The following is a 26,903-nucleotide window of genomic DNA, read 5'->3' on the forward strand; positions in this document are numbered from 1 at the left end:
AAATGAGTGTAAAAAAAGAAAGAGTAGATGTACTATTAGTAGAACGAGGGCTTATAGAAACGCGTGAAAAGGCAAAACGTGCTGTTATGGCGGGACTTGTCTATGCAAATGAAATGAGACTCGATAAGCCAGGAGAAAAAATACCGCAAGATACACCGATTACGGTAAAAGGACAAGTTATGCCATATGTAAGCCGTGGCGGTTACAAATTGGAAAAGGCATTACAAGCCTTCAATCTTGATTTACAAGATAAAATCATGTTGGATATTGGTTCATCAACTGGTGGCTTTACCGATTGTGCGCTGCAAAATGGTGCGAAATTATCTTACGCTTTGGATGTAGGATACAATCAACTCGCTTGGAAGCTTCGTCAAGATGAGCGTGTTGTCGTTATGGAACGAACGAATTTCCGTTATGTAACACCGGCTGATTTAGAGCGCGGTTTACCGCAGTTTGCGAGTATTGATGTTTCATTTATATCGTTAAAGCTTATTTTGCCGGTATTAAAAACAATCCTTACTCCAAATGGTGATGTAGCAGCTTTGATTAAGCCGCAATTTGAAGCTGGAAGAGAGCAGGTCGGCAAGAAAGGTATTGTTCGGGATCGTAAAGTTCATGAAGCTGTCGTAGAAATGATTGTTGATTTTGCTATAAAAGAAGGATATGATGTTGAAAACTTAACATTCTCTCCTATAACAGGTGGAGATGGAAATATTGAGTTTTTAATTCATTTAAAGTGGCATGGTGAGCGTGAAATTGGTGAAAATCATTCTCCGGCTGTAGAACAAGTTGTAACAGAAGCCCATGAGGCCTTAAAACAAAAAGGGAAAGGGGAATAACAGTTGTTGTTCCTCTTTTTGTTGGAATTGTATAATGATTGTAAAAACAATTATGTACAAGTAAACGATTATAAGTTAACATAAATAAGTGAAATATACCAATGTTTAAACTATGGTAAGAGATAGTGTGAGGTGCAAATGTATGAATAAAGGTCAGCGCCATATTAAAATCAGAGAAATTATTGCGAATAAAGAAATCGAAACACAAGATGAACTAGTTGATATTTTACGTAATGAAGGTTTTAATGTAACGCAAGCAACTGTATCACGTGACATTAAAGAGTTGCACTTAGTAAAAGTGCCATTACATGATGGTCGCTATAAATATAGCTTACCGGCAGATCAAAGGTTTAATCCGTTACAAAAATTAAAACGAAATCTTGTTGATTCGTTTGTAAAGTTAGACACAGCAGGACATATGCTTGTGCTAAAGACATTACCGGGTAATGCACATGCACTCGGAGCACTTATTGATCATTTAGAATGGGATGAGATTATTGGAACCATTTGTGGTGATGATACTTGCTTAATTATTTGTCGTACACCTGATGATACAGGTGTTGTATCAGATCGTTTCTTAAATATGCTGTAAAAAAATCTTGTTTACTTTTTTGCTTAAAGCAGAAAGTAAACAAGATATTTTTATTATAGGCAAAATAGTGTTTTTTAGAGTAAAGTTAAAAAATCGATGGATTGACCCGTAAAACAAATGTTTGGTACAATGGAGCGGGCTAGAAGAAATGATATAAGTAATAACTACTTGAGTAAAACGCATTCGGCGGGAGCTCTTAATAGAGGATTAGTTTATAACGAGGTGAATGGGGCATTGTTATCGGAATTATCGATTAGAAACTTTGCTATTATTGAGTCATTAAATATTTCTTTTCAAAAAGGTTTAACTGTTTTGAGTGGTGAAACAGGTGCTGGAAAATCCATTATTATTGATGCAATTAGCTTACTTGTTGGTGGGCGCGGTTCAGCAGAGTTTGTTAGATATGGAACAGAGAAAGCTGAAATCGAAGGCTTATTTTATATAGAGGATGATAAGCATCCATGTATTGCGAAAGCTGGAGAGTTGGATATTGAAATTGAAGATGGGATGATTATCTTAAAACGTGACATCGCTGCAAACGGGAAAAGTGTATGTCGGGTAAATGGTAAACTTGTCACACTCAGTATATTAAAAGAAATTGGGAAAACACTTGTCGATATTCACGGTCAGCATGAGACGCAAGATTTGATGAATGAGGAGCGTCATTTGTTTATGCTCGATCATTTTGATGGAAATCGTATCGTAAACCAATTGGATATATATCAAGGTGTATACGGTGAGTATGAACAATTAAAAAAGCAACTTAAATCTTTAACAGAGAATGAACAACAGATGGCGCATCGGTTAGATTTAATTCAATTTCAGCATGAGGAAATTCGTAAAGCGGATTTGAAGGCCGATGAAGAAAATGAATTGACGGAAGAGAGATTAAAAATTTCTAACTTCGAAAAAATTTACAAGGCGCTTGGTGATGCATACCGTTTGTTAAGTGCAGATGGCAGTGGGCTTGATCATGTACGAAATGCGATGGGACAAATGGAGAGTATCACACACTTAGACGAAGCATATCAAGAGAATCATGATTCGATTGCTAATAGTTACTATTTATTAGAAGAAGTTGCCTATCAGCTTCGGGAAAAATTAGATATGATGGAATATGATCCAAATCGTTTAGATGAAATTGAAACACGTTTAAACGAAATTCGTATGCTAAAGAGAAAGTATGGAAATACTGTAGAAGAGATTTTAGCGTATGCTGATAAAATAGAGCAAGAAATTTTTACAATTGAAAATAAAGATGTACATATTGAAACGACGAAAAAGAAACTAAAAGAATTAGAAAGTGTAATTTTGAAGGAAGCAATGATATTGAGTAATATGCGTCATGAGCTTGCAAACCATCTTACAAATGCAATCCACCAAGAATTAAAAGAACTGTATATGGAAAAAACAAAATTTGAAGTGAGGATTGTAAAAAGAGAAGGAATCATTGATGACCCGCTTATAGAAGGGACTCCAGTGAAACTAACGGCTGATGGATATGATCATGTGGAATTTTATATTTCAACGAATCCAGGTGAACCATTAAAAGCACTTTCGAAAGTAGCTTCTGGTGGGGAATTATCCCGTATTATTTTAGCTCTGAAAAGTATTTTTTCTAAGCATCAAGGTGTTGCATCTGTCATTTTTGATGAAGTAGATACGGGAGTGAGTGGTCGGGTAGCACAAGCGATTGCGGAAAAAATTTATCGTGTATCTGTAAACTCGCAAGTACTTTGTATTACGCACTTACCTCAAGTAGCATCGATGGCGGACTCGCATTTATTTATCCGTAAACAAGTTGCAAATGATCGGACGATTACATCAGTGACGGTATTAAGTATAGAAGATAAGGTAACGGAAATCGCTCGAATGATTTCTGGTGTGGAAATTACTGATTTAACGACGGAACATGCTAAAGAGTTACTTACACAAGCACATCGTTTTAAACAGACAGCAGAGGCTATCCAATAATGGATAGCTTTTTTGCTCAAATGATGATTTCTTAATTCTTCCGGTTATAAACAAAGCGTTGCAAGGAGAAATTAAAAGATGAAGTCGTGAGGCTGAATGTGGGGTAGGAGCGAGGAGAGTGAACGAATTGAAATTAGAGCAATTCCGAAAAATAATAGGTCTTTGTCTCCTTGTTTCATTAATTTTTATCGGATGTTTTAAACCGCTGCGTACGTTTATTTCATCCCCAAAGCAACTCGTTATTTTTGAGGGACAACAATCAGAAATAGCATCATTTCCAGTTTTCCAGGCTTCATCGACAAATCACAGTGTCTTTACAGTAAGTTCAAATACAGAACAAAAATCGGGACTTGTAGTAAATTCGCACCAAATTGGTGAAGCAGATATGGTTTTTCAACTCGCTGGTTTTCCAGTGAAAAAAGTAAATGTTAAAGTACTAAAAGATTTTAAAGTGATTCCAGGTGGGCAATCGATTGGCGTGAAACTGAATACAAAAGGTGTGCTTGTTGTTGGCTATCATTTAATTCAAACAGAGAAAGGTAAGGTATCACCTGGAGAAGCGGCTGGTGTACAAGTTGGAGATATGATTACTGAAATTAATGGAAAAGTAATTGAGAGAATGAGTGATGTGGCCCCGTTTATCCATGATAGTGGACGAACGGGGGAAGCGCTGAATCTTGTCTTATTACGAGATGGTAAGCATATCCGTACAAAACTAATACCAGAGAAAGATAATAGCGAGTCATCGTATCGAATTGGTTTATACATTCGCGATTCAGCGGCTGGTATTGGAACAATGACGTTTGTTCATCCGAATTCCATGAAATACGGGGCGCTTGGTCATGTTATATCTGATAATGATACAAAAAAACCAATTCAAGTAGAGGATGGGCAAATTGTTCGCTCAACAGTTACTTCTATCGAGCGAGGTAGTCATGGAAATCCAGGAGAAAAATTAGCAAGATTTTCACCAGACCGTGAAATAATTGGTAACATTACGACAAATAGTCCATTTGGTATTTTTGGTAAATTAAATACAGGTGTGAAAAATGGCGTAATGGATGAGGCACTGCCGATCGCTTTATCTCATCAAGTAAAAGAAGGACCAGCGAAAATATTAACCGTTATCGATCAAGATAAAGTTGAAGCATTTGATATCGAAATTGTAAGTACAGTACCGCAAAAATTCCCAGCTACGAAAGGGATGGTTGTAAAAGTTACAGACAAGCGTTTGCTAGCGAAAACAGGAGGTATTGTTCAAGGGATGAGCGGTAGTCCAATTGTTCAAAATGGAAGAATGATTGGTGCTGTTACACACGTATTTGTTAACGATCCAACTTCAGGGTATGGTGTTCACATTGAGTGGATGCTACATGAAGCGGGAATTAATATTTATGAGCAAGAGAAAAAAGCAAGCTGACTAACATCAGCTTGTTTTTTTGTGAAATTCATTGAAATTTTGTAAAATCTCCGCAAGAGCTGCTTTTTGTTGTAAAATAAAAGCAAAGAGTGAATGTTTCATTGTAAACCTATGATGGAATGTGTAAAGAAAGACAATAAATGAACGATAAACATGTTTTTTTGTGATTTTATCGGAAATTAAGAAACTTTAAAAGGGAAATTTCACACAATTGTCGAACAATTTATGTAGCCTAGAAGCTTACACATGTCGGGAGAATCGATTCGGTAAGGGAGGAAAAGCTGTGGAGAAAATTAAAGTATGTCTTGTGGATGATAATAAAGAGCTTGTATCCATGTTAGAAAGTTATGTTGCTGCCCAAGATGATATGGAAGTAATTGGGATTGCATATAATGGTCAGGAATGTTTAAATTTATTGAAAGAGAAACAACCAGATGTACTCGTTTTAGATATTATTATGCCGCATTTAGATGGTCTAGCGGTATTAGAAAAAATGCGACATATTGAACGACTGAAGCAGCCGAATGTTATTATGTTAACAGCGTTTGGGCAAGAAGATGTAACGAAAAAAGCAGTCGACTTAGGTGCTTCTTATTTCATTTTAAAACCATTTGATATGGAAAATTTAACGAGCCATATTCGTCAAGTAAGCGGTAAGACGAATGCGACCATTAAACGTCCACTACCATCTTTCCGATCGGCAACAACAGTAGATGGGAAACCGAAGAATTTAGATGCAAGTATTACAAGCATCATTCACGAAATTGGTGTACCAGCTCATATTAAAGGATACATGTATTTACGAGAGGCAATTTCTATGGTATATAACGATATCGAGCTTCTTGGATCTATTACAAAAGTTTTATATCCAGATATTGCGAAAAAATATAATACGACAGCAAGTCGTGTAGAACGTGCAATCCGCCATGCAATTGAAGTTGCGTGGAGCCGCGGAAATATTGATTCAATCTCGTCCTTATTTGGTTATACTGTATCCATGTCAAAAGCAAAGCCGACGAATTCCGAATTCATCGCAATGGTTGCGGATAAGCTGAGACTTGAACATAAGGCTTCATAAACGCTGTATTATCAAGGTGTTAAGCGTATTTCATAACAAAATTTAATAACCAACGAATTACGTATGTAGGCAATAAAGTACATACGTAATTGGCGGTTAATTTAAAAACCTTCTATTTATTGGATTGAAATTTTAATTCCAATAGTTAGGGGGTTTTTTTGTTGTATGAATAACTTTCAGATGAATGTCGAAAACTTTTTGCTTCATTGCGATGCAAAGCATTTAAGTAGGAAAACAATTCGGTCATATGACCAAACGTTGAAGTTATTTGCTTCATATTTAGAAAGAGAATTAAAAATTACAGATGTTGATAAGGTAAAACCTCTTCATATTCGGACGTATATTAAATATTTAAGGGAACGTGGTAAATACACATTTACATCTAATACAGCTAGTGAACAAATTAATTATCCAACACGTAGAACTGATTATGGAAAGACCATTAGTGAAACAACAATTGCTAATTATCTTCGCAATATTAAGGTGTTTTTCAACTTTTTAGAAGCTGAAGAGGATATTGCTAAGAATCCAATATCCAATATTGAATCCATTAAGCCGCAACGGAAACAAAAGGTATTGTTATCGGTAGATGAAATAAAGAAAGTTTTGTACTCAATTGATATAAGTACATTCCATGGGTTTAGAAGTTACGTCATGATTAAACTTATTTTAGATACAGGTATACGTGCAGGAGAATGTTGTAGTATGCAAGCCGAAGACCTGGATATAAAAAATAAAAGTATCCTAATTACGAATCCGAAAAATAGAAAACAACGATATGTGTATTTTTCTAATATCATGGCTAACGATTTAAAGCGTTGGTTGAAATATAGGGATAGATTTAGTGATGCAGAGTATTTGTTTCCTACGATAAGAGGGACAATGTTGAACGTCAATAATTTTGAGGCGAGTATTAGAAGTATTGGTAAAAAGGTAGGTGTACATTTCACACCTCACCAGTTAAGAAATAACTTTGCAAAGTATTATGTTCTTAATGGTGGTGATTGGTTTAGCTTGTCTAGGGTATTAGGTCATTCATCGGTAGAAGTAACTCAAAGGGCGTATTTAGACTTTACTGATGATGAGATTAAAAATAAATATCAACGTCATTCGCCATTAGCAAGTATGAAATTTTAAGTCAAAGAAAAAAGCCACCTACTGCAATAGGTGACCCAAAGTTAAAAGTCGTGTTTTAAAATTAAATACCGGATATTCCGTACATTTAGCACTTGTATTATACCATTTTTGAAAAATGGATAGCAAGGGGCTTAGTTAGTTATTGCCTTTTTACAAGGGAAAGTACAGGGATTTCCGAACGTGGGAATGACCTAACACCACGATAAACACTTGAACAGGTGAGAACCAGCCAACGTCAGAAAATGGGGTTCGTAGGCACGTTAGAAGCTTTCCTCGTTTGCTTGTGTCTAGTCTATGTGGAGAACGCACATAATCAGTTTGGTGGTTGCTTGGTGTACTGCGGTACAGGTAGCGACGAATAAGAAAGGTAACATTAGGTTACGAGTAATTAAGGATATGTCAGCAGTACAATTCCTTTCCTAAATTTTTCAGCATGTTGGACAAGCATGACATGTTAAAAGTTCGTTGTAGGTGAAAATCTAGTGTTCAAACGAGGTGTTACTATACGGATTCCTTAACCCGATAGACCATGGAAACAGAATGTCTGCTTTATGTCGCATTAACCTTTTCGTTTTTGCGATATAAGGTAGTTATTCTTTACCCTAGCCGTTGTCCTGTTACCCTCATCCCATGATGAAAAACAGACCAGCGATGTCAATACGTTTTTGTTGCGACTTCGAATAAAGGTGATTGATGATAAAGAAAAAATCAATAGGGGGACGAAGTCATAAAGGAATATGGTAAAATGAGAGTAGAATAAAGAAAATTTATCCAATTTATATAAAAGAGAGTAGGAGACAAATGGTTACACTTAACGAAATCTTAGAGATTCCACAAGGAGAACATGAGTATAGATATCCAATTACTATGAGAACCAATGGTACAGAAGAATATACTTATACAATTGAGTTTAAGAACAAAATAGATGAGAGTGTGTTACTTGAAAAATTAATTACTTATTTTGAGAAAGAGGAAAATAAGGAGAAGTTTGTCAACTTAGAAAAGGGAAAAGCGGTCAAAATAGCTTATATTATGGCGGTAGATGTTCAATATAATCCGTTACCATTTTAAATGCTTAAAATAGCTATACAGAGGTTTTTTAAATAGACTTTTAAGGAGATTTAGTAGAAATGAGTCAAACAACTAAAGACGCTATTGAGGAATTGAAAACGCTATCTCAGATAGAGAGACAAATTCGATTACTAGGGGAAGTTGCAATACAATATTTTACGTCGGGATGTAATAGAACTACTGACGCTATTTCAACGGCACAAGAATTAATAAAGGCGAAGGAACAAGTTGAAAAGTATGTTGATTTCATTTTTATGAATGAGGAAGATTATTTATTATTTCCAGTTTATACATATGGATACATGAGTGTTTTGGGAGAAGGAGAAGGTGTTGAAGTTAGGGGGTTTTTAATAGATACATTAAATGAGGAGTTATTTCATGCGATATTGCAAAGCGTTGACGGTAAGGATTTAGAACGTTTTATATATGTTTGTATGAATGTAGGAGAAGTATTAAAAGAAGCGTATTTGGACCGAGTAGAAAGGTTAAATAAGCAAAAAGAATTAGTGTTAAGCCGCTTCGAACAATTAAATAAATAAATAAAATGGACATTGCAACAGATAATGGAAGCATCTTTATCAAAAGTGAAGGAAGAATTTTACCGTGTAAAAACCTTAAAACTACCTAGAGAATACGAAGACTCCATTTTCTATGTACTTTCTAGTTCGGAGTTACTGGTTAACTCTATTGATACGGGTGTTTCAAAAGATACGGTTATGAAACTACTAAACGACAATATTAAAAAGGTTTACGAAGTAGCTGAGAAATACGAGGCGTAAAACATTTAAATAAAAAGCGGTTTTCCATTGTTTTTTTATCGTTGGTAAATGGGCTACGGCAGTTTAGTTGTAATTATTCAAGGGAGATAATTTTTAATTTGTTATCAATTAATGTGACAAACTAACGAAAAATATTGTATTTATTACTGTATAAGACGGGAAAGAAGTTAATACTACGCAACAATATATTATGAAATCTTACGCAATATTAACTATTAGCATTTAGTATCTTCTAAAATGAATAAATTAATAAACCTTGCATTAAAGAAAGCCTATGGTACGTAAAATCTAATAACGATGATAACCAAGAAATTAATGGCAAAGAGTGGGGGCGAAGTAAGACATGGTTGTACGACTGGGGTTAATCAGTTACTCGTAAGCAGCGATATGCGGTTTTATATAATGAATCACCCGAAAGGGAACGGTGTTGGGTATGAGGATTGCACCGTACAGCTGAATACGAAGTCGATAAGCTATATACAGATGGTATAGTTTTTACAAGCTATAATCGTTTGTCATCGATGCAACCAATCTCAATTCGAGACCTTGGCATCTAAACCAGTACGAAGAGATGAACAGGCTTTACCTTACGGAAAGGGTTCAGCGAACGAAATGAAGTGCGGTAGCAAACACCACCGACTACGGTAGGGGAATATATAAACAACTACTACTTTCGATGATAAGGTAATATGGAATTTAAACGATGTATAGATTAAAAAATAAATAAGAAGGTGAAGAAATGAGAAGAAAGACAGAGGGGATAAGCATCAATCCACTAAGACAAGATAGTGACTTAATTGTTTTAACGTTGTTTCTTATCTTGGTAATATCAACAACAAGTTATAAAACACCTGAATTACTTGATTACGTTGGAATTGCGACAACAATCGTACTAATCGTAGCAATCGTGCTTAAACTACTAGCAAATTGGTATAACAAAAAAGGCTAGAAGAAGATTAGCAATGCAATGGTACGTAAAAGCAAAACTAAATGGCTAGATTTTGCAATCTCAGCAGGCTAATTTTACTAGTAAGTGTGATTGTAGTTTGAATTTGATTATGCTACTATCGAAATAAGGATAAAATTCTATTTTCATGCAAAATACCCTAGATGAACTTCGTTTAATGACGAGGTTCTTTTTTTGTGGGAAAATCAGCAAATGAGAAGAAATAAAAAAGACGTCTAGCTAATAAGTAAACTAGACGCAAAAATAAATAGATACAGATAAAGTTCATAGAGGGAAGAGTGAAGCCCCTCGTTCTATTGTAAGTATATCATAGAATCAAGTTATAAAGAAAAACAAATGATAGTAGGTAAAATTATTTTAATGAAGTTGAATTGTCTGGGAATTATATCTGTTTTTAATAGATAATGGATTCTGTTAAAATATCTATGTATAATGTTTTTATAATGAATGAAAGGAGGTAATTTATTATGTTAGATGATTACAGAAATGACCCAGAAGATTATCATCCAGACGATTCAGAAGGCAATTGGGATTATGATAGACGTCCAGATATCGATGACTATTTTGAAAGAGACGGTAATCTTGATAATTATGACAAGGATTATGATGAATGGGAAGCAGAACAAAGAGATTAATATTTAAGGAAGGCAGGCAAACTATTGCTTGTCTTTTTTTATTTTAAGTGTCCTATTTTATTCTTACTTGCAAAATATACGCTAAGCAAAGCGTTTGTGATTATCAATGGAGTTTATACCGTTACAAAAGAAAGGTCAAGTGAAGCAGTTCAGACCTAAAGGTCTTCACTGGGCTACGCCTATTTGTTAGGTCTTAAAAAGATATTGGATAAAAGCTTTCAACAAAATAAGAAAACAAATGACCGGAGTTCCCTACTCTTTGTTGCTGAATTCAGTTCCTTCTTTGAAGCCGCGATTCGTTTCGTTGGCTTTCTTTTTTTGAAAATAAATATCCCAATTTGTCCAATTCGTCTTGTACGAGAGGGCTTTAGAACCGTATAAGGGTAGGGAAAGCTTTTCTCTTTCTATGCCAATCGATTCAAATCCAACTATCGGGTTGTATTCCTTATTAAAAGTGGGCATCGATTTTTTCGGCGTCCTATTTCTATTTCAAACAATCAAACTTACACATACATTATGGAGGTCATTTCAATGGAAGACAATAAAGCATTAGATATTATGTTACATGGCAAAACTATTCGATTCTTTCGTTCTTTAAAAGGTGTGTCTTGTCGAGAGTTATCGGAGATTAGCGGTGTTAAACAATCGCTACTACATAAATTTGAGACTGGTAGACGTAGAATCACTAAACTATCTAATTATCGCATCGTACGTGCGTTACAAAGCATGGACTTGGATTTACAAGAGATTCTTGTCATCAATTTGTACGTAATTCAAAAACATGGAGGTATCGCATCAAATGAGTAAGAAGTTATCACCACAACAAAGGGATATCGTTCAAGAAAGCTTTTATAGAAAAAGAAGTGGTGAGAGTTACACCAGTATCTCGAAATCACTTGGAATCAGTCGCCGAACCCTATTTTCGTACAGGGATTGCGAAGAAGGTCGTCAAATTGAAAAGGAATTGCGTCAGAAACTCATTGACCACGCGTTTGAAGAGATAATGGAGACCGTGATTGATAAAGCAAACAAAGGGTCGTTCCAACACGCAAAATTGTTTATGCAGGTTACTGGAAAATTGAAGAATGAAGAAGTTAACGTGAAACAAGAATTGAACGTTACGAAAGAAATAACGCCGGATATCTACGCACAAATAGACGCGGCACTAAATTTATAGGGGGACATGGAATTATGGGAATTAAAACAACATTAGAACAAGCAAATGAGATTATTGAGAAGTACGAAGGTAAACGATTGGAGTTACAAAACCAACTGGTGAAATTGGATGAGGATATCCGTTACATGCAGGGCGAAGTAGAAGCCGATTTTCAGAACGCTGTAATGAATGATGGCAGCGTTAACACACGATTAAAGAACGACCTTGATGCATTACTCGTTACACGCGACCAAGTGGTGACCATGCTTCGTGATTTTGATGGGTTATTACAAAATGCTTTAACTGGACTTCGTGATGAAGTACAAAAGGAAACACAATCTATTGTAAATGGTATCCGCAATAGAGAAGCGGAACTAGAGAAAGAATTGAAAGATGCAAAATTAGCATACTTACAAAAACTAGTCCAATACCATGATGAATTTGGTAAAGGTGCGGCTGAGTTATTGAAATACCGTCAGCTTAACGAACGTCTAGGTCTTCGTGAGGTCGATATCCGTGGTAATCATATTATTGATTTAGGTAGTAGTGTTCAGCGTGGTAATCACTTTAAAGCACTTTTTGAACCTACCGTTAATGAAGTAGGGGACGCACTGTATACGGGGACACTTTCTTATCCGGCACAACAATACGCGGAACAACTGGTTAAATAATAAGCACAATCAAATAAGTATCACAGCGAATCCCTATGACGTTTAACTACGTTGTAGGGCTTCTTTTTCGTTATATGAATAACTTATTTTAAAGGGGACACTACAACACGCACACGGCGTTTCTAGACGATTTAAAACGATTGTACAAGTCGCGTAACTACCCACATACGCACCGAATATTGTTACGGAAAATGAGAACGAATCCTACGTGAATCCGCGTTATTACTGGCTTTATCCGTCATTCAGCTATCACTAGAAATATGGTGTTGGGAATATATTCTAGTGAATTATGATGTCATAAAGCCATTACAAATTGTACAAAAAAAGAATCCTGTTTTACAGAATCCCCTTTTCCTTTGCGATTGCATACAGCGATGAACGCGTTACGTTATTTTCTTCGCATATCTGTTTAACGGTCTTTCCGTTTGTTTTGCGGTTTGCTAGCTTCTCCAATGCTTCATTTAATCCTGGGTTGTTATCGTGGTACTTCTTCGGCTTCGTCTTATACTTGCCGTTTGCTTTCGCAATTGCAATGCCTTCACGTTGACGTTCTAGCATTATCTCACGTTCGAATTCAGCAACGGATAGTAAAACATTCATGATTAGTTTGGACGTAGGAGAACCGTCGAATAAGCCCATATTAAGAATGTGTAATTTGATTCCTTTTGCTGTTAGTTCTTCAATTAATGAAATACCACCCTTAATTGTTCTAGCGATTCTATCAATCTTTGTAATGACCAAAGTGTCCCCCACTTTTAACGTAGAAAGCATTTCTTGTAATCCTTCACGGTGCATGTCTTTTCCCGACTTTTTGTCTTGGTATATTTTCGTAGCCCCTGCTTCTTCCAATGCTTCTAATTGTGCGTCCAAATTCTGTTCTACTGTACTAACTCTTGCGTATCCAATAATCATATGTAATGCCCTCCCGATGTCCTTTATTCTGTCCTAATTGTACAATTAGAAAATGGACATGTCAAACGGACGGTGTAAACCGCATGAAATCAACAAAGGATAGAGTGTCCGAAATCTCCTGCCCTAATGGACGTTCGGTAAATTAAAAGGGGCGGTGTTTTATATCCTCCTATGTTGTTGTAAGTTTGGGCAGCTACCTTTATTTTGAAGCCGGGCTATTTTAAACAAGGGGCTACCGTTTTGAAGGACGGTACTTATTTAATAGGGGGCATTTCTTTAAAGGGGACATAGAGGATAACGCCACAAATTCATGACACGCACGTCATTGTTAAACGATAGGTATTGTATTAGGTAACATGAACACGTACGGCACAGACACGCTTCACACATTCCTATTCACTGTTGTATACAATCCTTGTAGTACCAATATGAATGGATATGTATGTTGGTAGGTACACGGCACAACACCACCATATGATGCAATCACACGCCTCTAACGTATGTATCGTTACCTCTATTACTTAACATGATTAGCACAATGAATCTTACAAACTGATAATGAATGTATGTTCATTGCTAGAAATGTTTTCAATTTGTATTAAGAATTTATCTTCATTCAAACCTTTCATCATTTCATCTATTTGAATTACTTTGTTTTGAATATTAATTTTCAATTTCTTCTTTCATTTTTCTTGATTCACGAACCTTCCTCAATCAATTAATTCAACAAAATATATTTGTAAATTTATAAGAAAACGAAAAGTCGATGGGGTATACGGGAGATGGGAGGTATATAGTGGGAGATAATAGCTGTCGAAAATACACAAAATAAAATACGCCCAAGATAGGAAGCCGATAGCTGGTAAAAAAAATTTCAACAAAAAATTATGCCGAAATGAGAATCTGTATCTTCATAGTTTCTTCCTACATTTTTGGGAGTGTTTTTGTTTTCTTGTATATAACGAATAAAGGGAAGCTTGTTGGAATCGTTTTTTTCTACTTTTTACGAATCACGATATGCGTTACAAAAATGAACCGAAAGAAATTTCTTTGGATTGAAGAAAGTAACACCACCAACACAAGCTTATCGAGTTGTCATTGATGATTTTAACAGTGAAGTGTGTTTAAATGAAACGTTGACAAAGGCAAAAGAAAACTTCCCCAATTATGGTGCTTGGGTTAAAAAAGTTTAATGAATAGGTAACACCCACCGTCACTAGTTGAAATTTAATAGGTAACGCCCTCCTTCCCTTGTCTAAATAGATATAGGTAACAGGTGGAGTGACTTGGACACCTTGAAATAGGTAACGGGCGGGGTGCTACTAAAAGAACTTAATAATTTAAAAGAATTTAAAGTAATAAAAGAATTAATTAAAAGAGGAAACATACTTACGATTGAATTAGGAGTTATTGCGGCTTTAATTGTCGGCGTCAATGAAAGGATAAAACGCTTTTTACCGATATCTTCTGTTTTACTTGGTATTTTAGTAATGCTATTAATACACTGGTACCCTATTTCAGATTGTATTTTCATTCCGAAACTTTTAAAACGAATGTTAGACAACTTAAAATAAAATCTAAAATAATTACAATTTATATGTCACATATCGAGGGACAAAAGACCAATAGAAAGTGTAAGGACAAAATCAAACACTTTCGGAGGAATTTTATTATGACAAATTTAATCAAAAACGAAGAAACATTTATTATCAACGCCAATGTTCGTGAATCTTATATGAACCGTGTGGACGTATTAGAAAAAGTGAAAGGATTATTACTTTTACCTAATATGGAAATGGCAACAACAAAGCAAGTTGCGGAGTTTTATGAGATAGAGGGTAGTGTTATACGACATGTAATAAAAGAAAATAAAGAGGAACTATTACAAGATGGTTATAAAATAAATGTAGGTAAGGATTTAGCCCGTGAACTTATTTCACACGCTAAAGTTGAAAGAAAAAGAGGGCATATACTAATTAACGGTGAAATGAGAATTCCATATACCGAGGTGGCACTTTTCCCTAAACGTGCAATTTTGCGTGTCGGAATGCTATTACGAGACAGCCTTGTTGCAAAAGAAGTTCGTACTCAATTATTGAACATCGAAGAGAAAACGTCAGATGAGATTAAAGTCGCTGATATTAGCGAAGAACAAGCGTTACAAATTGCTGTGGGAAAAGCCCTAATGACGGGGGATATAAACGGATTGGCACATGCTTCTGAAAAGTTAATGGATTTTAAAAATCGTCATATTACTGAAATGGAGAACAAGCTACAAGAACAACAAATGGTAATTAAAGTATTAGTGAAGGAGGAAGTTCAATATAAAAACCCTAAAACACTTCTTCGTAAACTTGTTAATCATTATTCCAAAGTTGTTCACGGTAATATTAGTACAAATAAAGGTTGGATAGACCTTCGTCATCATCTTGCAAACAAATTAGAGAGAGGAATTAATTTGAAATCTCGAAGAACTAATGCAAGAAAAAGTAATCCTAGGGCTTCATATATAAGTGTTATCCATCCCGAGGAATTTAAAATCATTATTCCTGCAATGGTGGGAATATGTGTAAGTAGTGGTGTGGAAGTTTCCGATATTATGAAAGATGCCTAAAAACAAGAAAAAAGTCGCGATTTAATTTGTGGCTTTTATTACTTTAGGATATTACTCTTCAAAAATTTTTTTGTTTTACCTTTTACCTTTTATATTTTGATATTTTCAATGGGTGAATTCAAGTGAAAATATATATGTGAACTTTATTAGAAGTGAAACTTTAAGGATAGAGTAGAATGGAGTAAATACTTAAGCTTAATATAGAGATGTATATACTATAATAATATTAAAAGTTGGTGGAGGCTAATTATGGAGAAAGTAATATATTGTAAGGTGGATTTTGAAGGATTAGGGGTAACACAAAAGGATTTTTATGAATGTATGATTAAAGAAGGATTAGGGGCAGAACGTGAAACAATTGCACACATAATAAAAGATGATAATCCTAAAAGTGTAGAGAAATATATTCTAAGTGAAAATAATGCTTATATGATGAAATTCTTGATAGATGAGGATTTAGCGGGTATGTTAGCGGGATATAGCTTGGAAGGGGTAGAAAAAGGGTTTACAACAATTGATGCATTTTCAAATAAGCTAAGAGAATTTATAAAATGTTGGTTAGAAGTAGAAGAACAGAATAGAGGAAGGTAAAAAGACGAGGACATTGTTCCTTGTCTTTTTTTATTTCAGTGCCGTTCGTCCATATAAATAATGATTTTTTAAGGTTTAGTGTCACGTTTTATGTGTGTAGAGACCAATAGAAAGGAGAGAGATAATTTCTTTCCCTTCTTAGACACTTATAGATACAACATTTTTTGTAGTTTTGTCACAGCAAACTTAAAAAGATTTTTAAAAATTATGGAGGCGGCAACATGAGATTGTACACAAGAGAAAAGAAAACCTATATTCAGCTACAACAGGAAGATAAGTTGGAACGAATAAAGCGAATTTATAATGATAAAAAAATAAAGCAGGTGCTTGCAGTAGAAAAGATGTGGAATAAGTATGCTTTACTTCGATTGGAAGAAGGGGAGGATGCCTTCCATATCATTTTTAATGATTATTTAATAGGATGGTTAATTCAATCAACCCTTAATAGATTTGAAAATGCATGGAAAAACAAGCGGATTTATCGAGATGATTTTGAAAGTGTATTTTGGGAGAAGTTATGGCATGTGTGTCGAGAACATTCATGGAATGATGAGTATTATCTGTATGAAAAAATCAGAAAGTCATTAGAGTGTACAGGCTATAACCTAATAAAATCGAAATTACAGACGAATAAGCGAAAGGCTAATCATCAAAATGTTGACCTTATGGCAGATTTAGAAAAGATTGATTCGCCGTTTCGTATTGAGGACGATGTAGAAATTAAACTCTTGATTAAACAGTATTGTAGTGATATTGAAGTGGATTTAATAACAACATATTTAGAAAGTCCACATTTATCATATCGAGATTTAGGGTGTTTATATGGTGTGAATCATCCTGAGAAAGTTAGGCGAACCCTTGAGTCTGCAAAGAGGAGGTTAAGAGAAGGGATTGACTGGTGAAATTAGGTATTTGTTTAATGAAGATAAATCGATGATTTTTTGTTTACATGCTATATTAAGTTTAGGAATATTTTTACATAGAGGGGAGTAAAGGTAATCATGTCAGTTAGTAAACATCAATTTTTTGAAATGTATGGAACAGGAAGAGAAGATGACCGATGGGATTTTAAAGAGGATTTACATGTAAAATCAAAGGAAAACTTTTATTCATTTGTAAAAGATGTACTAGCTTTTTCTAATAGTGGTGGTGGGTATTTACTTTTGGGGGTAAAGGATAGGTCACTTGAATTGGTGGGCGTAAAAGAAGAGATAGATGAAGCAAATCTAGGCGAAAAAATTGAATCGACATTAGGTTATTCAATAAGGTTTAGTCTATTCTATTTTGAGTATGAACAAAAAGACAAGGTAATGCCACTTGGAATTATGTATATTCATGAGGGTGAAAAAATAAATGTATCACCAAAAACTTTAAATGGACCAAAAAAAGTAATTGTACAAGAAAATACAATATATGTGAGGAGAAATACGAGAAGTGTAAATGCCAATAGAGAAGATTTTGAAAGGATTGGGCATCGAATAAAAAGTGCGGATGAATATGAGTTTAAAGAACGAGATTTAATGATATTGGAACGTAATAGGATGGATGAGGATTCACTATCAGCAAAGCTTGATAAGTATATGAAAGGAGAGTTTGTTTTTACATCAAATGAATTTGCATGCAAAATAAATGAAATTTATAGATATCAAGATAAGTATAATAAGTTGGAATTTGCTAGACTATTAGGATTTGACACACATAAAATAGATGATTACTTTGAGGGAAAGGCATTTCCGACATTAGAACATATTTTAAGGGCAACAACAATATTTGATTTACCACCAGATTACTTTTTCACTCCTACGTTATACATGGAATATCCTCTATGGTTAGACCCATTGGTTAATTACTGTATTATTGAAAAAGTGTTGCAGAAGGATGAGTTATTTAATAAGGATAATAAGCGTTTCTTCAGAGAGGTTTTCCAACAATTAGCAATGGGGATGAGAGTGTTTAATGAATGGGTATATTCTCAAAGACCAAAAGGACATGATACAACTAATGATGAGGTGAAATATAGGTATATTGATGCACGATATCTATATACCTGTGTAGCACATATGAATGACATAGAGTTATACAACTTCAAGATGTTTTTAGCACAAATGTATTATAAGGTGCTAGAATATTGTCCCGAGAATATTAGAAGTGAAGGTTTGACGGTTGATGAACAAATATTGAACAACCTTATTCAGGTTAATAATCAGCTTGTTTGTCGAATTATTACTGAAAGTATTAAAGAAATACATGTAAATAACGGTGAAATTGAGGTTAGATTGCATTTCTTCGAAGACATCATAAATGGAAAAGCTGTAGGACGTAATTATTTACCAAATACTTTTACTTTGGAGTTTATATAAGTAGTAAAGTCCATATGTAATCATATAGATTTTTAATTGTAGTGCTTTTAAAAATTTTTTCTTCCTTATAATATAGATATTAGATATTAGATATTAGATATATGGGAGATGAAGGATTTGAGTAACAGAAAGAAATCAAGGAATAAACAAACAATTAGAAAGAAATCAAAGAATAAACGAACAATTTGGACCTTTATGCCAAGAAATCAGCTAGGTCAAGCGATAATAGCTGCTATGGCATTGTTTGTTTCCATTAGTGCAGTAGTACTAACCTATAATACAAATAAAATTATGGAACAACAGATGGAAACTACAAAAATTGAAAAAAGACCTCTCATTAATTTTAAAAGGGATTACGAATATGATGAGAATGGTTTTGCAATTGGAGAGAGTTTAGCTATCCATAATGAAGGTGGGCTAATGGAAGAATTTGATTCAAAGATGTTTACTTTCCTGGATATTGTTATATCGGATTATAGTAAGGATGAGGTAGAAAAGCATATTATAGTTCCGATAAAAAATTATTACTATGGATTCAAAACAGGGGCTTTGCAAAAGGAAATAGTTACGCATGAAAATAAATTCTTCAAAGAGGGAAACAACAAGAAGATAATCGAGGTAACAAGAGAATTTTCGAAACTGAAGGAACCCCTTGAACAAAAACAAGCAGAAAAAAGCAATTACCACTTTGATATAGGTGGAGGTGAATTTAAAACATATTGTAGATTGGAATATAAAGATATTTATGGTGAGAAACAAGAATTATATTATAATGTTAAGGCTTCCGGTGCCGAAAAGATAAGTACAAAAGAAGGTAAAGATACTGTTGAGAAAGTTGAATCACTTAGTAAAGGGTTTTATATTGAAGAAGTCACTGCAAGTAAACTATTAGATTATGTGGAAAAGGAAATGAAGGACTAAATATATATAAAATAACATTTGTTAGAAAGGCTGATTCTTGATTTAGTATTGAAGGTATTTTGGATAGATGATACAATTTAATTTAGATAAGCAATAAATTCCACACTTCTAACCAATAAATAGAAGTTTTTAATAATTGTTATGAAATGTAAGATGCCTTGATATAACGGTGGTTATACAGTATCCATGTCAAAAGCAAAACCTACGAATTCCGAGTTCATCGCAATGGTTGCAGATAAGTTAAGGCTTGAACATAAGGCTAGCTGAGAGTAGACATAACGAAAGATTTTTTGCACTTATTGATCATGTAATATAGCAAACACCGTCTTTTATTGGCTTGTAAATCAAACCAATGAAAGACGGTGTTTTTAATTTTGACTGAATTTGAATTACAGCTAGATAATTTTATGTGGCATTGTTTAAATAAAAGCTTGTCGGCTAAAACATTGCAAATCTATGGTCAAACGTTACATATATTTTTTGTATATGAGAGAAAATCATGAAGTGTAGAAAGGAGAAAAAGTGAAGTTTGTACACATATTAAAGATGAAGAATTTAAAATCATTATTCTTGCAATGATAGGAATGTGAGAGAGTAGAGAGGTTAACATTTCTGATATGATGAAAGGTGTCCGAGAAGTATTACAAGAAGCTGCGATTTAATTTGCGGTTTTTATTTTTACAAAAAAAGAACGCCTAGTGTGGATGCTTGGACGTTCTTTTTTGTTAATTAAATTATTGTTTCACCGTGTTCATACGCAGGTACAGGTAAATCAGCGTGACCTTCTAGTTTACTTACACCTGTGTGACCATGTGTGTCAGCAGGAGAAACAGGTAGATCTGCATGACTTTCTTATGTTACTGGTGGTCTTCCGTGGTCATAAGCAGGTGCGGGCGTATCACCTCTATTATCGGCAGGTGACCAAGTATCCCCTATATTTAATGCTAAATCCGGTCTTTGCGGTGCAGGTGTATCCCCATGTTCTTCTAGTTTACTTACACCACCCGTGTGTCCTTCGCTATAGGCTAAATCTGGTCTTTGTGGTGCAGGATAATCCCCATAAGCATACGATTTTGGCGAATCATCACTTACTCCAAACGATAAAACTCCGACACAACTTAATCCTAACGCAATTAATCCAAGTTTCTTCATTATTTTAACGCCCCTTTTTCAAATGTTTTTTGTTTAGCTTGATGGTATAGATGGAAGTATTTACTTGCTTTTAAGTGGTTTTCTTCTTCATAAAAGCGAAGTGCTAATTTTTCTGCGTATTCTTGTGTATATTCATACTAATTGTTCTTCATCAAAATATGCGATTCCTTCAAGAATTACTTTTTCAATTTTTTCGGTCGAAATGTTATGGTTCATTTCTCGTAGAATAGCAAAGTGATGTTTGTATACTTCGTCATCTAGTTCGTTACAAATATTTGCACCTTGTTCAGCGAGTTCATTGGCTTTTTCGATTTCTTCTAATTTGAAATGTTCGCGACCTAACAACAAAATAGCTTTGTAGTGGTTCGGTAGATTCTCGGTAACCTCTGATAAATGACGAATAGCTAATGTAGAAAGATTTTGGCTTGCGTATAACCAGCCGATGTTGTTACGAACACGTAAAATTAGTGTTTTTTCGTTCTGTTTTTGTAGAATATCAATAGCTGATGTGAAATATTCTTCAGCTTGTTCGTATTGTTTAAGGTGAATACAAACACCGCCCAAAAGGTTCTTACATAATGCAACGTTAGTTTCGTATCCTGTATGTTGAATGAAAATAGCTAATGCTTTATTTGCGTAGTTAATAACTTTAAGTGGTTGATAAGTATAGTTATAAAATGCTGAAATACGATAATAAAATTTTGCACGTTCTAAGTCGTCGGGAACGGCAATCAGTAACTTTTCAGCCTTTTCATAATGTTCGCTGGCTTCATTATAGTTTGTTGTTAATGTGGCATGTACCGCCTTGAAAAAGTGATAATAATATGAAAGAAATTCGTCCGAGGGTGCGTTATATGATTCGATAACATCAAAACTATTTTTGGTAATACTTAAGCTGTCTGTTAACACCTTATATCTAAAATCTAACAATGAATAGTATAATAGTAGGTTTTGGTCTTGATACTGTTCGTCTTGAATATCCTTTATTCTATTAATACTCTCATCAATTTCTTTTTTGAGATTTGTTGCTGTAACATAGCTTGGTACCAGTCATTAAACAGTTTTGTAACTTGTTCATTCCCCTTCACTGGAACGTTCATGAAATCCTCTCTCTTTTTTTAAAATATTCTCATAATTAATGATAACAAGAATAAAATATAATAGAAATCAAATTTACATATTTCTCAACATTTGTTTAACAATTTCAATTCCATTATTAGGTGTTGTGTGTGTTAGCAAATAGGTGTTACTTGTAAAAAGGCAAGGTATTGTTCCTTGCTTTTTTGTATTTCAGTGCTGTTACTCTATATAAACAATCGTTTTTATCGATATATTGACATGCGTTTTAAATAAAGGTATGAATAAGGAGAGCAAGTTTCCTATCATTTATAAATGAAACATTTGTTTTGATTATGTGAGAAGGGGTAGGAAAGGATTTTGGCTTGAGATTCCCTATGATATAATGACGGTATTGAAATAAGCTATAATAAAAAGCCCTGCAAAACAGGACTATATTATTCTTCATCTTTATTTTGTTTTTCTAATTCAACTAATTTTTGAACTAAAATATGTTGCGGCATATGCATAATTTGTTCCAGTGGAACGCCTAGAGCTTTTGATAGGCGAATGGCAGTGTCCGGAGAAATTTGTAATGGTTTCATAGAAGTACCTCCTTTTTCGTATAGTATAGCATAAGATTGGGGGAGAGAGGATGACTCTTGTATTTGCTCATAGAGGTGCAGCGGGAACGTATCCAGAAAATACAATGATTTCGTTTGAATTTGCAGAATCGTTTCAGGCGGATGGAATTGAATTAGACGTTCAATTTACGAAGGATGGAAAAGTTGTTGTAATCCATGATGAAACGGTCAATCGGACAACGAATGGAAAAGGTGCCGTCCGCAGTTTTACATATGAAGATTTACGAAAATTAGATGCGAGTTATAAGTTTTCAGAAAAAGTAGGTTTTTGCCGGATTCCTTTACTAGAGGAAGTGCTAGATTGGTTACAGTCAAACCGGTTGCTACTCAATATTGAATTTAAAAATAATAAAATTCCATACCGTGGTTTAGAAGAAGAAGTGATAACACTTGTGCGTAAGTTTGGTTTGGAGGAGCGGGTTATTTTTTCTTCTTTTAACCATTACAGTATGAAAAGATGTCATATGATGGCTCCGGATATTCAAACGGCTATTTTATACCGAGAAGGTTTACATAGCCCATGGGCCTATGCGCAAAAAATGGGGGCTACGGCCATTCATCCGAATTATCGTTACTTACCGGATGCCATTGCCGCATTAACAATGGAAAGTGGAGTAGAGGTTCGTCCATATACGATAAATGATGAGACGGTTATGCGTAAATATTTTGATATGAATATATCAGCGATTATTACGGATTATCCAGAAATGGCTAGAATGTTATTGCAAGTGAAAAAATGAGACCTTTCATGAAAGAAGGTCTCATTTTTTCTGTTTACTTATCTGCGAAAACGAGCTTGTACTTTATTACGTTTACGATCACGGTATAATACGAAGCCGCCAAAGATATAAAAACCGATTGCAAAGCAAAATACTCCTATTAAAAATTGTAACCATAATACAGGGATAGGAGATAAGAGAATACCAAATACAGTATCTCTCATTAGTTTTATACCTAACACTGCTAATGAAATGGGGATGAGTGCTAATAGAAGAGCAAGGTAACGCTGCATAGGTACGCTCCTTTTCAGATAATTTCGTATATATTAAATGATGGTATATAAAAAGGGGGTTTGTCAAGAGGATGCTGAACGAGTAAGATAAAGGTGTGAAAAATTTTGCAGAGATACTTCGAGGGGAAGTGTAATGTGTGAAACAAAAAGTATTAATTATCGGAGCGGGTGAAGGTGGAAGTACAATTCTTGGCTTGCTGCATAGTTCGAATATATTTGAAATTACAGGAATGATTGATATAAATCCAGAGGCGAAGGGGTTACAACTTGCAAAAGAACAACATATTGCAATTGGAGTGGATATAGAGCCTTTTTTGGAAGTGGATATTGATGTGATATTCGATATGACTGGGGATTATCATTTACATAAAATTCTTTTAGAAAAGAAACGTGAAAATACTCTTTTAATCCCAGGAGATATTGCGAAAATTGTTGCGAAGTTGGCGCATGAGAAAGAGAATTTGATTGAAAAGTTAAAGGAACAAACGCAGCAAGGGAATTTAATTTTAAATTCCACTCATGATGGAATGATCGTGATTGATCCAGAGGGATATGTAAAGTTATTCAATAAAAGTGCAGAACGTATAACAGGCTATAAAGCGAAAGAAGCGGCGGGGAAATATATTTTCGAAGTAATCCCGACTAGTAAATTACTTCGAATTATACGAACGAAACAAATAGAAGTCAATCATGAGTTGACATTAGGAAATGGAAAGAAGATTATTACAACGCGTATTCCTATTTTGAAAGAAGATGGAGAAGTTCAAGGGGCATTTGCGATTTTTAAAGATATTACAGAAGTTGTGGATTTGGCGGAAGAAGTTACAGATTTAAAGGAAATTCAGACATTATTGGAAGCGATTATTCATTCATCAGAAGAAGCAATTTCTGTTGTAGATGAGAAAGGAAGAGGTCTTGTTATTAATCCTGCTTATACAAAGTTAACGGGTCTATCCGAGGATGATATTATTGGGAAGCCGGCGACAACTGATATTGTAGAGGGCGAGAGTATGCATATGAAAGTACTTCGAACGCGTAGAGCTGTTCGAGGGATACATATGAAGATTGGACAGAAAAAACGAGATGTAATTGTAAATGTCGCACCGATTATTGTTGACGGTATATTGAAGGGGAGCGTTGGTGTAATTCGTGATGTGTCAGAAATTCAAAAATTAACACATGAATTAAATCGTGCGAGACAGATTATTCGAACGCTAGAAGCGAAATATTCTTTTGATGATATTGTAGGGACTTCTGATGAAACAATGGCGGCAATAGAACAAGCTAAGCTTGGAGCAAATACCCCGGCAACTGTATTGCTTCGCGGGGAGTCGGGAACTGGTAAAGAGTTGTTTGCGCATGCTATTCATAATGGGAGTAATCGTAAATACAATAAATTTGTTCGTGTGAACTGTGCTGCTATTTCGGAAAATTTATTAGAAAGTGAATTGTTTGGCTATGAAGAAGGGGCTTTTTCCGGAGCGAGAAGAGGCGGAAAACGTGGTTTTTTTGAAGAGGCGAATAATGGGAGTATTTTTTTAGATGAGATTGGAGAGCTTTCTGCAAGTACACAAGCGAAATTACTACGCGTTTTGCAGGAAAAAGAAATTGTGAAGGTTGGGGGAACAAAGCCGATTCCTATTCATGTTCGGGTGATTGCGGCGACACATGTGAATTTAGAAAAAGCAATTTTGGAAGGAGAATTCCGAGAAGATTTATATTATCGTTTGAATAAAATTCCGATTCAAATTCCTTCTCTTCGTCAGCGAAAGGAAGATATTCCTGTTATATCAGAACGATTGATTCAAAAAATTAATCAAGATTATGGCCGTAATGTAGAAGGGTTAACGGAATCGGCTATTGAATATTTGCAATCGTATGATTGGCCGGGAAATGTCAGGGAGCTTGAAAATATTTTGGGACGGGCTATTATTTTTATGAATTATAATGAGATGTATATTGATGTGCATCATTTACCCTCTTTACATAAGGAAGATCAAGTAGAGTTAAAAGGTGGTAATTTGCTGCTAGAACTAGAGGAAAAGCCCCTTGAACATTTGGTCACAGAGTTTGAAGGAAACATTATACATGAATATTTAGAGAAATTTGATGGGAATAAAACGAAGACAGCGAAAGCGTTAGGAATTTCAGTTCGAAATTTGTATTATAAGTTAGAAAAGTATGACCATGCAAAAAATGGCATGCAATAAATTGCGCACCATGCAATTTATTGCATGGTATATAAAAAACGACAATTTAAGACAGAATATTATGTAATTTTCCAAAGTACTGATTTCACTGTATTTTGTATGCGTTTTCATAATTGGTATGGCCAATTTGAAAAGTTGGCACGGTATTTGCTTAATGAATAGACGAGGGACGACGGAAAGGGTTGAGTACAAAATATGAAGTTAAAACACTTAATTGATCAAGCGGCAGGACAGCCTAAAAAAACAGTAGCTGTAGCAGTAGCTGAAGATCATGAAGTAATTGAAGCAGTAGCTAAGGCGATTCAATTACAGTTAGCTCAATTTCGTCTATATGGAAATCAAGAAACAATTATGGAAATGCTACAAGAACATGGATTACAAACATCGGAACATGTTCAAGTAATTGCAGCGTCATCAAACATTCAGGCTGCAGAACTTTCTGTTAAAGCAGTAAGACATGGTGAAGCAGATGTACTTATGAAGGGGAACATTCCAACGGCAAGTATTTTAAAAGCAGTATTAAATAAAGAGTGGGGACTGCGTAAAGGTAGCGTGCTATCGCATGTTGCTGCATTTGAAGTTCCAAATTATGATCGCTTTATTTTTGTCACAGATGCAGCGATGAACATTGCACCTGATGTACAACAAAAAGCTGCTATTATACAAAATACTGTCTCTGTTGCCCGGGCAATAGGAATTGAATTGCCGAAAGTGGCTCCAATCGCAGCGGTGGAAGTTATTAATCCAGCGATGCAGGCGACAATCGATGCAGCGATGTTAACACAAATGAATCGTCGCGGACAAATTAAAGATTGTATCGTTGATGGACCGCTTGCTTTAGATAATGCTGTATCACAAATTGCAGCAGAGCATAAAGGCATAGTAGGTGATGTAGCAGGTAAGGCAGACATTTTACTCGTCCCAACGATTGAAGCTGGAAACGTGCTATATAAATCGCTTGTCTACTTTGCAAATGCAAATGTAGGAGCGATGATTGCTGGTGCAAAAGCACCAATTGTTTTAACATCTCGTGCTGATTCAGCAGAAACAAAAGTATATTCATTAGCGTTAGCAGTTGCGACTGCTTCTAAATAAACCAAAAGAGTAAAACA

Annotated in this window: 26 protein-coding genes and 2 pseudogenes; 23 read left to right on the forward strand and 5 right to left on the reverse strand. The window is 34.9% G+C overall.

What is annotated here, in order from left to right:
- Positions 1–2: 2 nt before the first annotated feature.
- The 13 genes from ACX5JI_RS02495 to ACX5JI_RS02555 all read left to right on the forward strand — a co-directional run bounded on the left by ACX5JI_RS02495 (position 3) and on the right by ACX5JI_RS02555 (position 12,319).
- Positions 3–839, forward strand: a complete 837-nt coding sequence (locus tag ACX5JI_RS02495) for a TlyA family RNA methyltransferase (RefSeq protein ID WP_459499519.1) — start codon at positions 3–5, stop codon at positions 837–839.
- 142 nt (positions 840–981) lie between these two features.
- Positions 982–1,431, forward strand: coding sequence for an arginine repressor ArgR (gene argR, locus ACX5JI_RS02500; protein ID WP_459499520.1), 450 nt, complete (start codon positions 982–984; stop codon positions 1,429–1,431).
- Between the two features lie 234 nt (positions 1,432–1,665).
- Positions 1,666–3,405, forward strand: a complete 1,740-nt coding sequence (gene recN / locus ACX5JI_RS02505; protein WP_459500262.1) for a DNA repair protein RecN — start codon at positions 1,666–1,668, stop codon at positions 3,403–3,405.
- A gap of 118 nt (positions 3,406–3,523) precedes the next feature.
- Positions 3,524–4,825 (forward strand): SpoIVB peptidase, encoded by a 1,302-nt coding sequence (spoIVB, locus tag ACX5JI_RS02510; protein WP_459499521.1) that lies wholly within the window; start codon positions 3,524–3,526, stop codon positions 4,823–4,825.
- A 283-nt stretch (positions 4,826–5,108) separates the two neighbouring features.
- Positions 5,109–5,903, forward strand: coding sequence for a sporulation transcription factor Spo0A (gene spo0A / locus ACX5JI_RS02515; RefSeq protein WP_459499522.1), 795 nt, complete (start codon positions 5,109–5,111; stop codon positions 5,901–5,903).
- A gap of 165 nt (positions 5,904–6,068) precedes the next feature.
- Entirely contained in the window at positions 6,069–7,040 is a 972-nt protein-coding gene (locus tag ACX5JI_RS02520; protein WP_265996325.1) for a tyrosine-type recombinase/integrase, read from the forward strand.
- An 801-nt stretch (positions 7,041–7,841) separates the two neighbouring features.
- Entirely contained in the window at positions 7,842–8,111 is a 270-nt protein-coding gene (locus ACX5JI_RS02525; RefSeq protein WP_448160911.1) for a hypothetical protein, read from the forward strand.
- 59 nt (positions 8,112–8,170) lie between these two features.
- On the forward strand, positions 8,171–8,650 hold the full coding sequence (locus tag ACX5JI_RS02530; protein WP_459499523.1) for a hypothetical protein: 480 nt from the start codon (positions 8,171–8,173) through the stop codon (positions 8,648–8,650).
- 979 nt (positions 8,651–9,629) lie between these two features.
- Positions 9,630–9,839 carry a hypothetical protein gene (locus tag ACX5JI_RS02535; protein WP_064469355.1) on the forward strand — a complete coding sequence of 70 codons (210 nt, stop codon included), beginning with the start codon at positions 9,630–9,632 and terminating at the stop codon, positions 9,837–9,839.
- A 485-nt stretch (positions 9,840–10,324) separates the two neighbouring features.
- Complete coding sequence (locus ACX5JI_RS02540) at positions 10,325–10,492, forward strand: hypothetical protein (RefSeq protein WP_459499524.1); 168 nt, start codon at positions 10,325–10,327, stop codon at positions 10,490–10,492.
- 531 nt (positions 10,493–11,023) lie between these two features.
- Entirely contained in the window at positions 11,024–11,299 is a 276-nt protein-coding gene (locus ACX5JI_RS02545) for a helix-turn-helix domain-containing protein (protein ID WP_064469356.1), read from the forward strand.
- Positions 11,292–11,669, forward strand: coding sequence for a phBC6A51 family helix-turn-helix protein (locus tag ACX5JI_RS02550; protein WP_459499525.1), 378 nt, complete (start codon positions 11,292–11,294; stop codon positions 11,667–11,669). The genes ACX5JI_RS02545 and ACX5JI_RS02550 overlap by 8 nt, the downstream gene beginning before the upstream one ends.
- 14 nt (positions 11,670–11,683) lie before the next feature.
- Positions 11,684–12,319, forward strand: a complete 636-nt coding sequence (locus ACX5JI_RS02555; RefSeq protein ID WP_448160908.1) for a hypothetical protein — start codon at positions 11,684–11,686, stop codon at positions 12,317–12,319.
- Between the two features lie 336 nt (positions 12,320–12,655).
- Here ACX5JI_RS02555 and ACX5JI_RS02560 read toward each other — a convergent pair whose 3' ends face one another.
- Positions 12,656–13,231, reverse strand: a complete 576-nt coding sequence (locus ACX5JI_RS02560) for a recombinase family protein (RefSeq protein WP_459499526.1) — start codon at positions 13,229–13,231, stop codon at positions 12,656–12,658.
- 1,316 nt (positions 13,232–14,547) lie between these two features.
- Here ACX5JI_RS02560 and ACX5JI_RS02565 point away from each other — a divergent pair.
- The 7 genes and pseudogenes from ACX5JI_RS02565 to ACX5JI_RS02595 form a co-directional block, all read left to right on the forward strand.
- Complete coding sequence (locus tag ACX5JI_RS02565; protein ID WP_459499527.1) at positions 14,548–14,805, forward strand: hypothetical protein; 258 nt, start codon at positions 14,548–14,550, stop codon at positions 14,803–14,805.
- Positions 14,806–14,903: 98 nt separating this feature from the next.
- Positions 14,904–15,845: a hypothetical protein gene (locus ACX5JI_RS02570; RefSeq protein ID WP_459499528.1), complete on the forward strand. Its 942-nt coding sequence runs from the start codon at positions 14,904–14,906 to the stop codon at positions 15,843–15,845.
- A gap of 249 nt (positions 15,846–16,094) precedes the next feature.
- A complete protein-coding gene (locus ACX5JI_RS02575; RefSeq protein ID WP_064469362.1) occupies positions 16,095–16,436 on the forward strand; it encodes a hypothetical protein in 342 nt (113 codons plus the stop codon).
- Between the two features lie 221 nt (positions 16,437–16,657).
- Positions 16,658–17,338 carry a sigma-70 family RNA polymerase sigma factor gene (locus ACX5JI_RS02580; protein ID WP_459499529.1) on the forward strand — a complete coding sequence of 227 codons (681 nt, stop codon included), beginning with the start codon at positions 16,658–16,660 and terminating at the stop codon, positions 17,336–17,338.
- A 99-nt stretch (positions 17,339–17,437) separates the two neighbouring features.
- Positions 17,438–18,796, forward strand: coding sequence for an ATP-binding protein (locus ACX5JI_RS02585; protein WP_459499530.1), 1,359 nt, complete (start codon positions 17,438–17,440; stop codon positions 18,794–18,796).
- A 108-nt stretch (positions 18,797–18,904) separates the two neighbouring features.
- Entirely contained in the window at positions 18,905–19,717 is an 813-nt protein-coding gene (locus tag ACX5JI_RS02590; protein ID WP_459499531.1) for a hypothetical protein, read from the forward strand.
- Positions 19,718–19,888: 171 nt separating this feature from the next.
- Positions 19,889–19,984 (forward strand): annotated as a pseudogene (locus tag ACX5JI_RS02595) (sporulation initiation factor Spo0A C-terminal domain-containing protein); the annotation flags it as partial.
- A gap of 585 nt (positions 19,985–20,569) precedes the next feature.
- On the opposite strand, the gene ACX5JI_RS02600 reads toward ACX5JI_RS02595, so the two are convergent.
- From ACX5JI_RS02600 to ACX5JI_RS02610, 3 genes and pseudogenes are all read right to left on the reverse strand, one after another.
- On the reverse strand, positions 20,570–20,869 hold the full coding sequence (locus tag ACX5JI_RS02600; RefSeq protein ID WP_459499532.1) for a Phr family secreted Rap phosphatase inhibitor: 300 nt from the start codon (positions 20,867–20,869) through the stop codon (positions 20,570–20,572).
- Positions 20,869–21,969, reverse strand: a pseudogene (locus ACX5JI_RS02605) (tetratricopeptide repeat protein). The gene ACX5JI_RS02600 and the pseudogene ACX5JI_RS02605 overlap by 1 nt, the downstream one beginning before the upstream one ends.
- Positions 21,970–22,383: 414 nt before the next feature.
- Entirely contained in the window at positions 22,384–22,530 is a 147-nt protein-coding gene (locus ACX5JI_RS02610) for a YycC family protein (RefSeq protein WP_003200201.1), read from the reverse strand.
- Between the two features lie 50 nt (positions 22,531–22,580).
- Here ACX5JI_RS02610 and ACX5JI_RS02615 point away from each other — a divergent pair, with 50 nt between their 5' ends.
- Complete coding sequence (locus ACX5JI_RS02615; RefSeq protein WP_459499533.1) at positions 22,581–23,309, forward strand: glycerophosphodiester phosphodiesterase; 729 nt, start codon at positions 22,581–22,583, stop codon at positions 23,307–23,309.
- A 38-nt stretch (positions 23,310–23,347) separates the two neighbouring features.
- Here the strand turns inward: ACX5JI_RS02615 and ACX5JI_RS02620 are convergent, their stop codons facing one another.
- Positions 23,348–23,581, reverse strand: coding sequence for a DUF2627 domain-containing protein (locus tag ACX5JI_RS02620; RefSeq protein WP_459499534.1), 234 nt, complete (start codon positions 23,579–23,581; stop codon positions 23,348–23,350).
- A 137-nt stretch (positions 23,582–23,718) separates the two neighbouring features.
- On the opposite strand from ACX5JI_RS02620, the gene ACX5JI_RS02625 reads away from it, so the two are divergent.
- Complete coding sequence (locus ACX5JI_RS02625; RefSeq protein WP_459499535.1) at positions 23,719–25,791, forward strand: sigma-54 interaction domain-containing protein; 2,073 nt, start codon at positions 23,719–23,721, stop codon at positions 25,789–25,791.
- Between the two features lie 195 nt (positions 25,792–25,986).
- A complete protein-coding gene (yqiS, locus tag ACX5JI_RS02630) occupies positions 25,987–26,886 on the forward strand; it encodes a phosphate butyryltransferase (protein WP_459499536.1) in 900 nt (299 codons plus the stop codon).
- The last annotated feature ends 17 nt before the right edge of the window (positions 26,887–26,903 follow it).

The organism is Bacillus sp. C1, from assembly GCF_054570475.1.

Coding starts and splice junctions, on each gene's coding strand:
- ACX5JI_RS02585 (WP_459499530.1), top strand. CDS start 17,438: ATGTCAGTTAGTAAACATCAATTTTTTGAAATGTATGGAACAGGAAGA.
- ACX5JI_RS02550 (WP_459499525.1), top strand. CDS start 11,292: ATGAGTAAGAAGTTATCACCACAACAAAGGGATATCGTTCAAGAAAGC.
- ACX5JI_RS02620 (WP_459499534.1), bottom strand. CDS start 23,581: ATGCAGCGTTACCTTGCTCTTCTATTAGCACTCATCCCCATTTCATTA.
- yqiS (WP_459499536.1), top strand. CDS start 25,987: ATGAAGTTAAAACACTTAATTGATCAAGCGGCAGGACAGCCTAAAAAA.
- ACX5JI_RS02615 (WP_459499533.1), top strand. CDS start 22,581: ATGACTCTTGTATTTGCTCATAGAGGTGCAGCGGGAACGTATCCAGAA.
- ACX5JI_RS02545 (WP_064469356.1), top strand. CDS start 11,024: ATGGAAGACAATAAAGCATTAGATATTATGTTACATGGCAAAACTATT.
- ACX5JI_RS02570 (WP_459499528.1), top strand. CDS start 14,904: ATGACAAATTTAATCAAAAACGAAGAAACATTTATTATCAACGCCAAT.
- ACX5JI_RS02525 (WP_448160911.1), top strand. CDS start 7,842: ATGGTTACACTTAACGAAATCTTAGAGATTCCACAAGGAGAACATGAG.
- ACX5JI_RS02530 (WP_459499523.1), top strand. CDS start 8,171: ATGAGTCAAACAACTAAAGACGCTATTGAGGAATTGAAAACGCTATCT.
- ACX5JI_RS02535 (WP_064469355.1), top strand. CDS start 9,630: ATGAGAAGAAAGACAGAGGGGATAAGCATCAATCCACTAAGACAAGAT.
- ACX5JI_RS02610 (WP_003200201.1), bottom strand. CDS start 22,530: ATGAAACCATTACAAATTTCTCCGGACACTGCCATTCGCCTATCAAAA.
- ACX5JI_RS02580 (WP_459499529.1), top strand. CDS start 16,658: ATGAGATTGTACACAAGAGAAAAGAAAACCTATATTCAGCTACAACAG.
- ACX5JI_RS02560 (WP_459499526.1), bottom strand. CDS start 13,231: ATGATTATTGGATACGCAAGAGTTAGTACAGTAGAACAGAATTTGGAC.
- ACX5JI_RS02575 (WP_064469362.1), top strand. CDS start 16,095: ATGGAGAAAGTAATATATTGTAAGGTGGATTTTGAAGGATTAGGGGTA.
- ACX5JI_RS02540 (WP_459499524.1), top strand. CDS start 10,325: ATGTTAGATGATTACAGAAATGACCCAGAAGATTATCATCCAGACGAT.
- argR (WP_459499520.1), top strand. CDS start 982: ATGAATAAAGGTCAGCGCCATATTAAAATCAGAGAAATTATTGCGAAT.
- ACX5JI_RS02520 (WP_265996325.1), top strand. CDS start 6,069: ATGAATAACTTTCAGATGAATGTCGAAAACTTTTTGCTTCATTGCGAT.
- ACX5JI_RS02495 (WP_459499519.1), top strand. CDS start 3: ATGAGTGTAAAAAAAGAAAGAGTAGATGTACTATTAGTAGAACGAGGG.
- ACX5JI_RS02590 (WP_459499531.1), top strand. CDS start 18,905: ATGAAGGATTTGAGTAACAGAAAGAAATCAAGGAATAAACAAACAATT.
- ACX5JI_RS02600 (WP_459499532.1), bottom strand. CDS start 20,869: ATGAAGAAACTTGGATTAATTGCGTTAGGATTAAGTTGTGTCGGAGTT.
- ACX5JI_RS02555 (WP_448160908.1), top strand. CDS start 11,684: ATGGGAATTAAAACAACATTAGAACAAGCAAATGAGATTATTGAGAAG.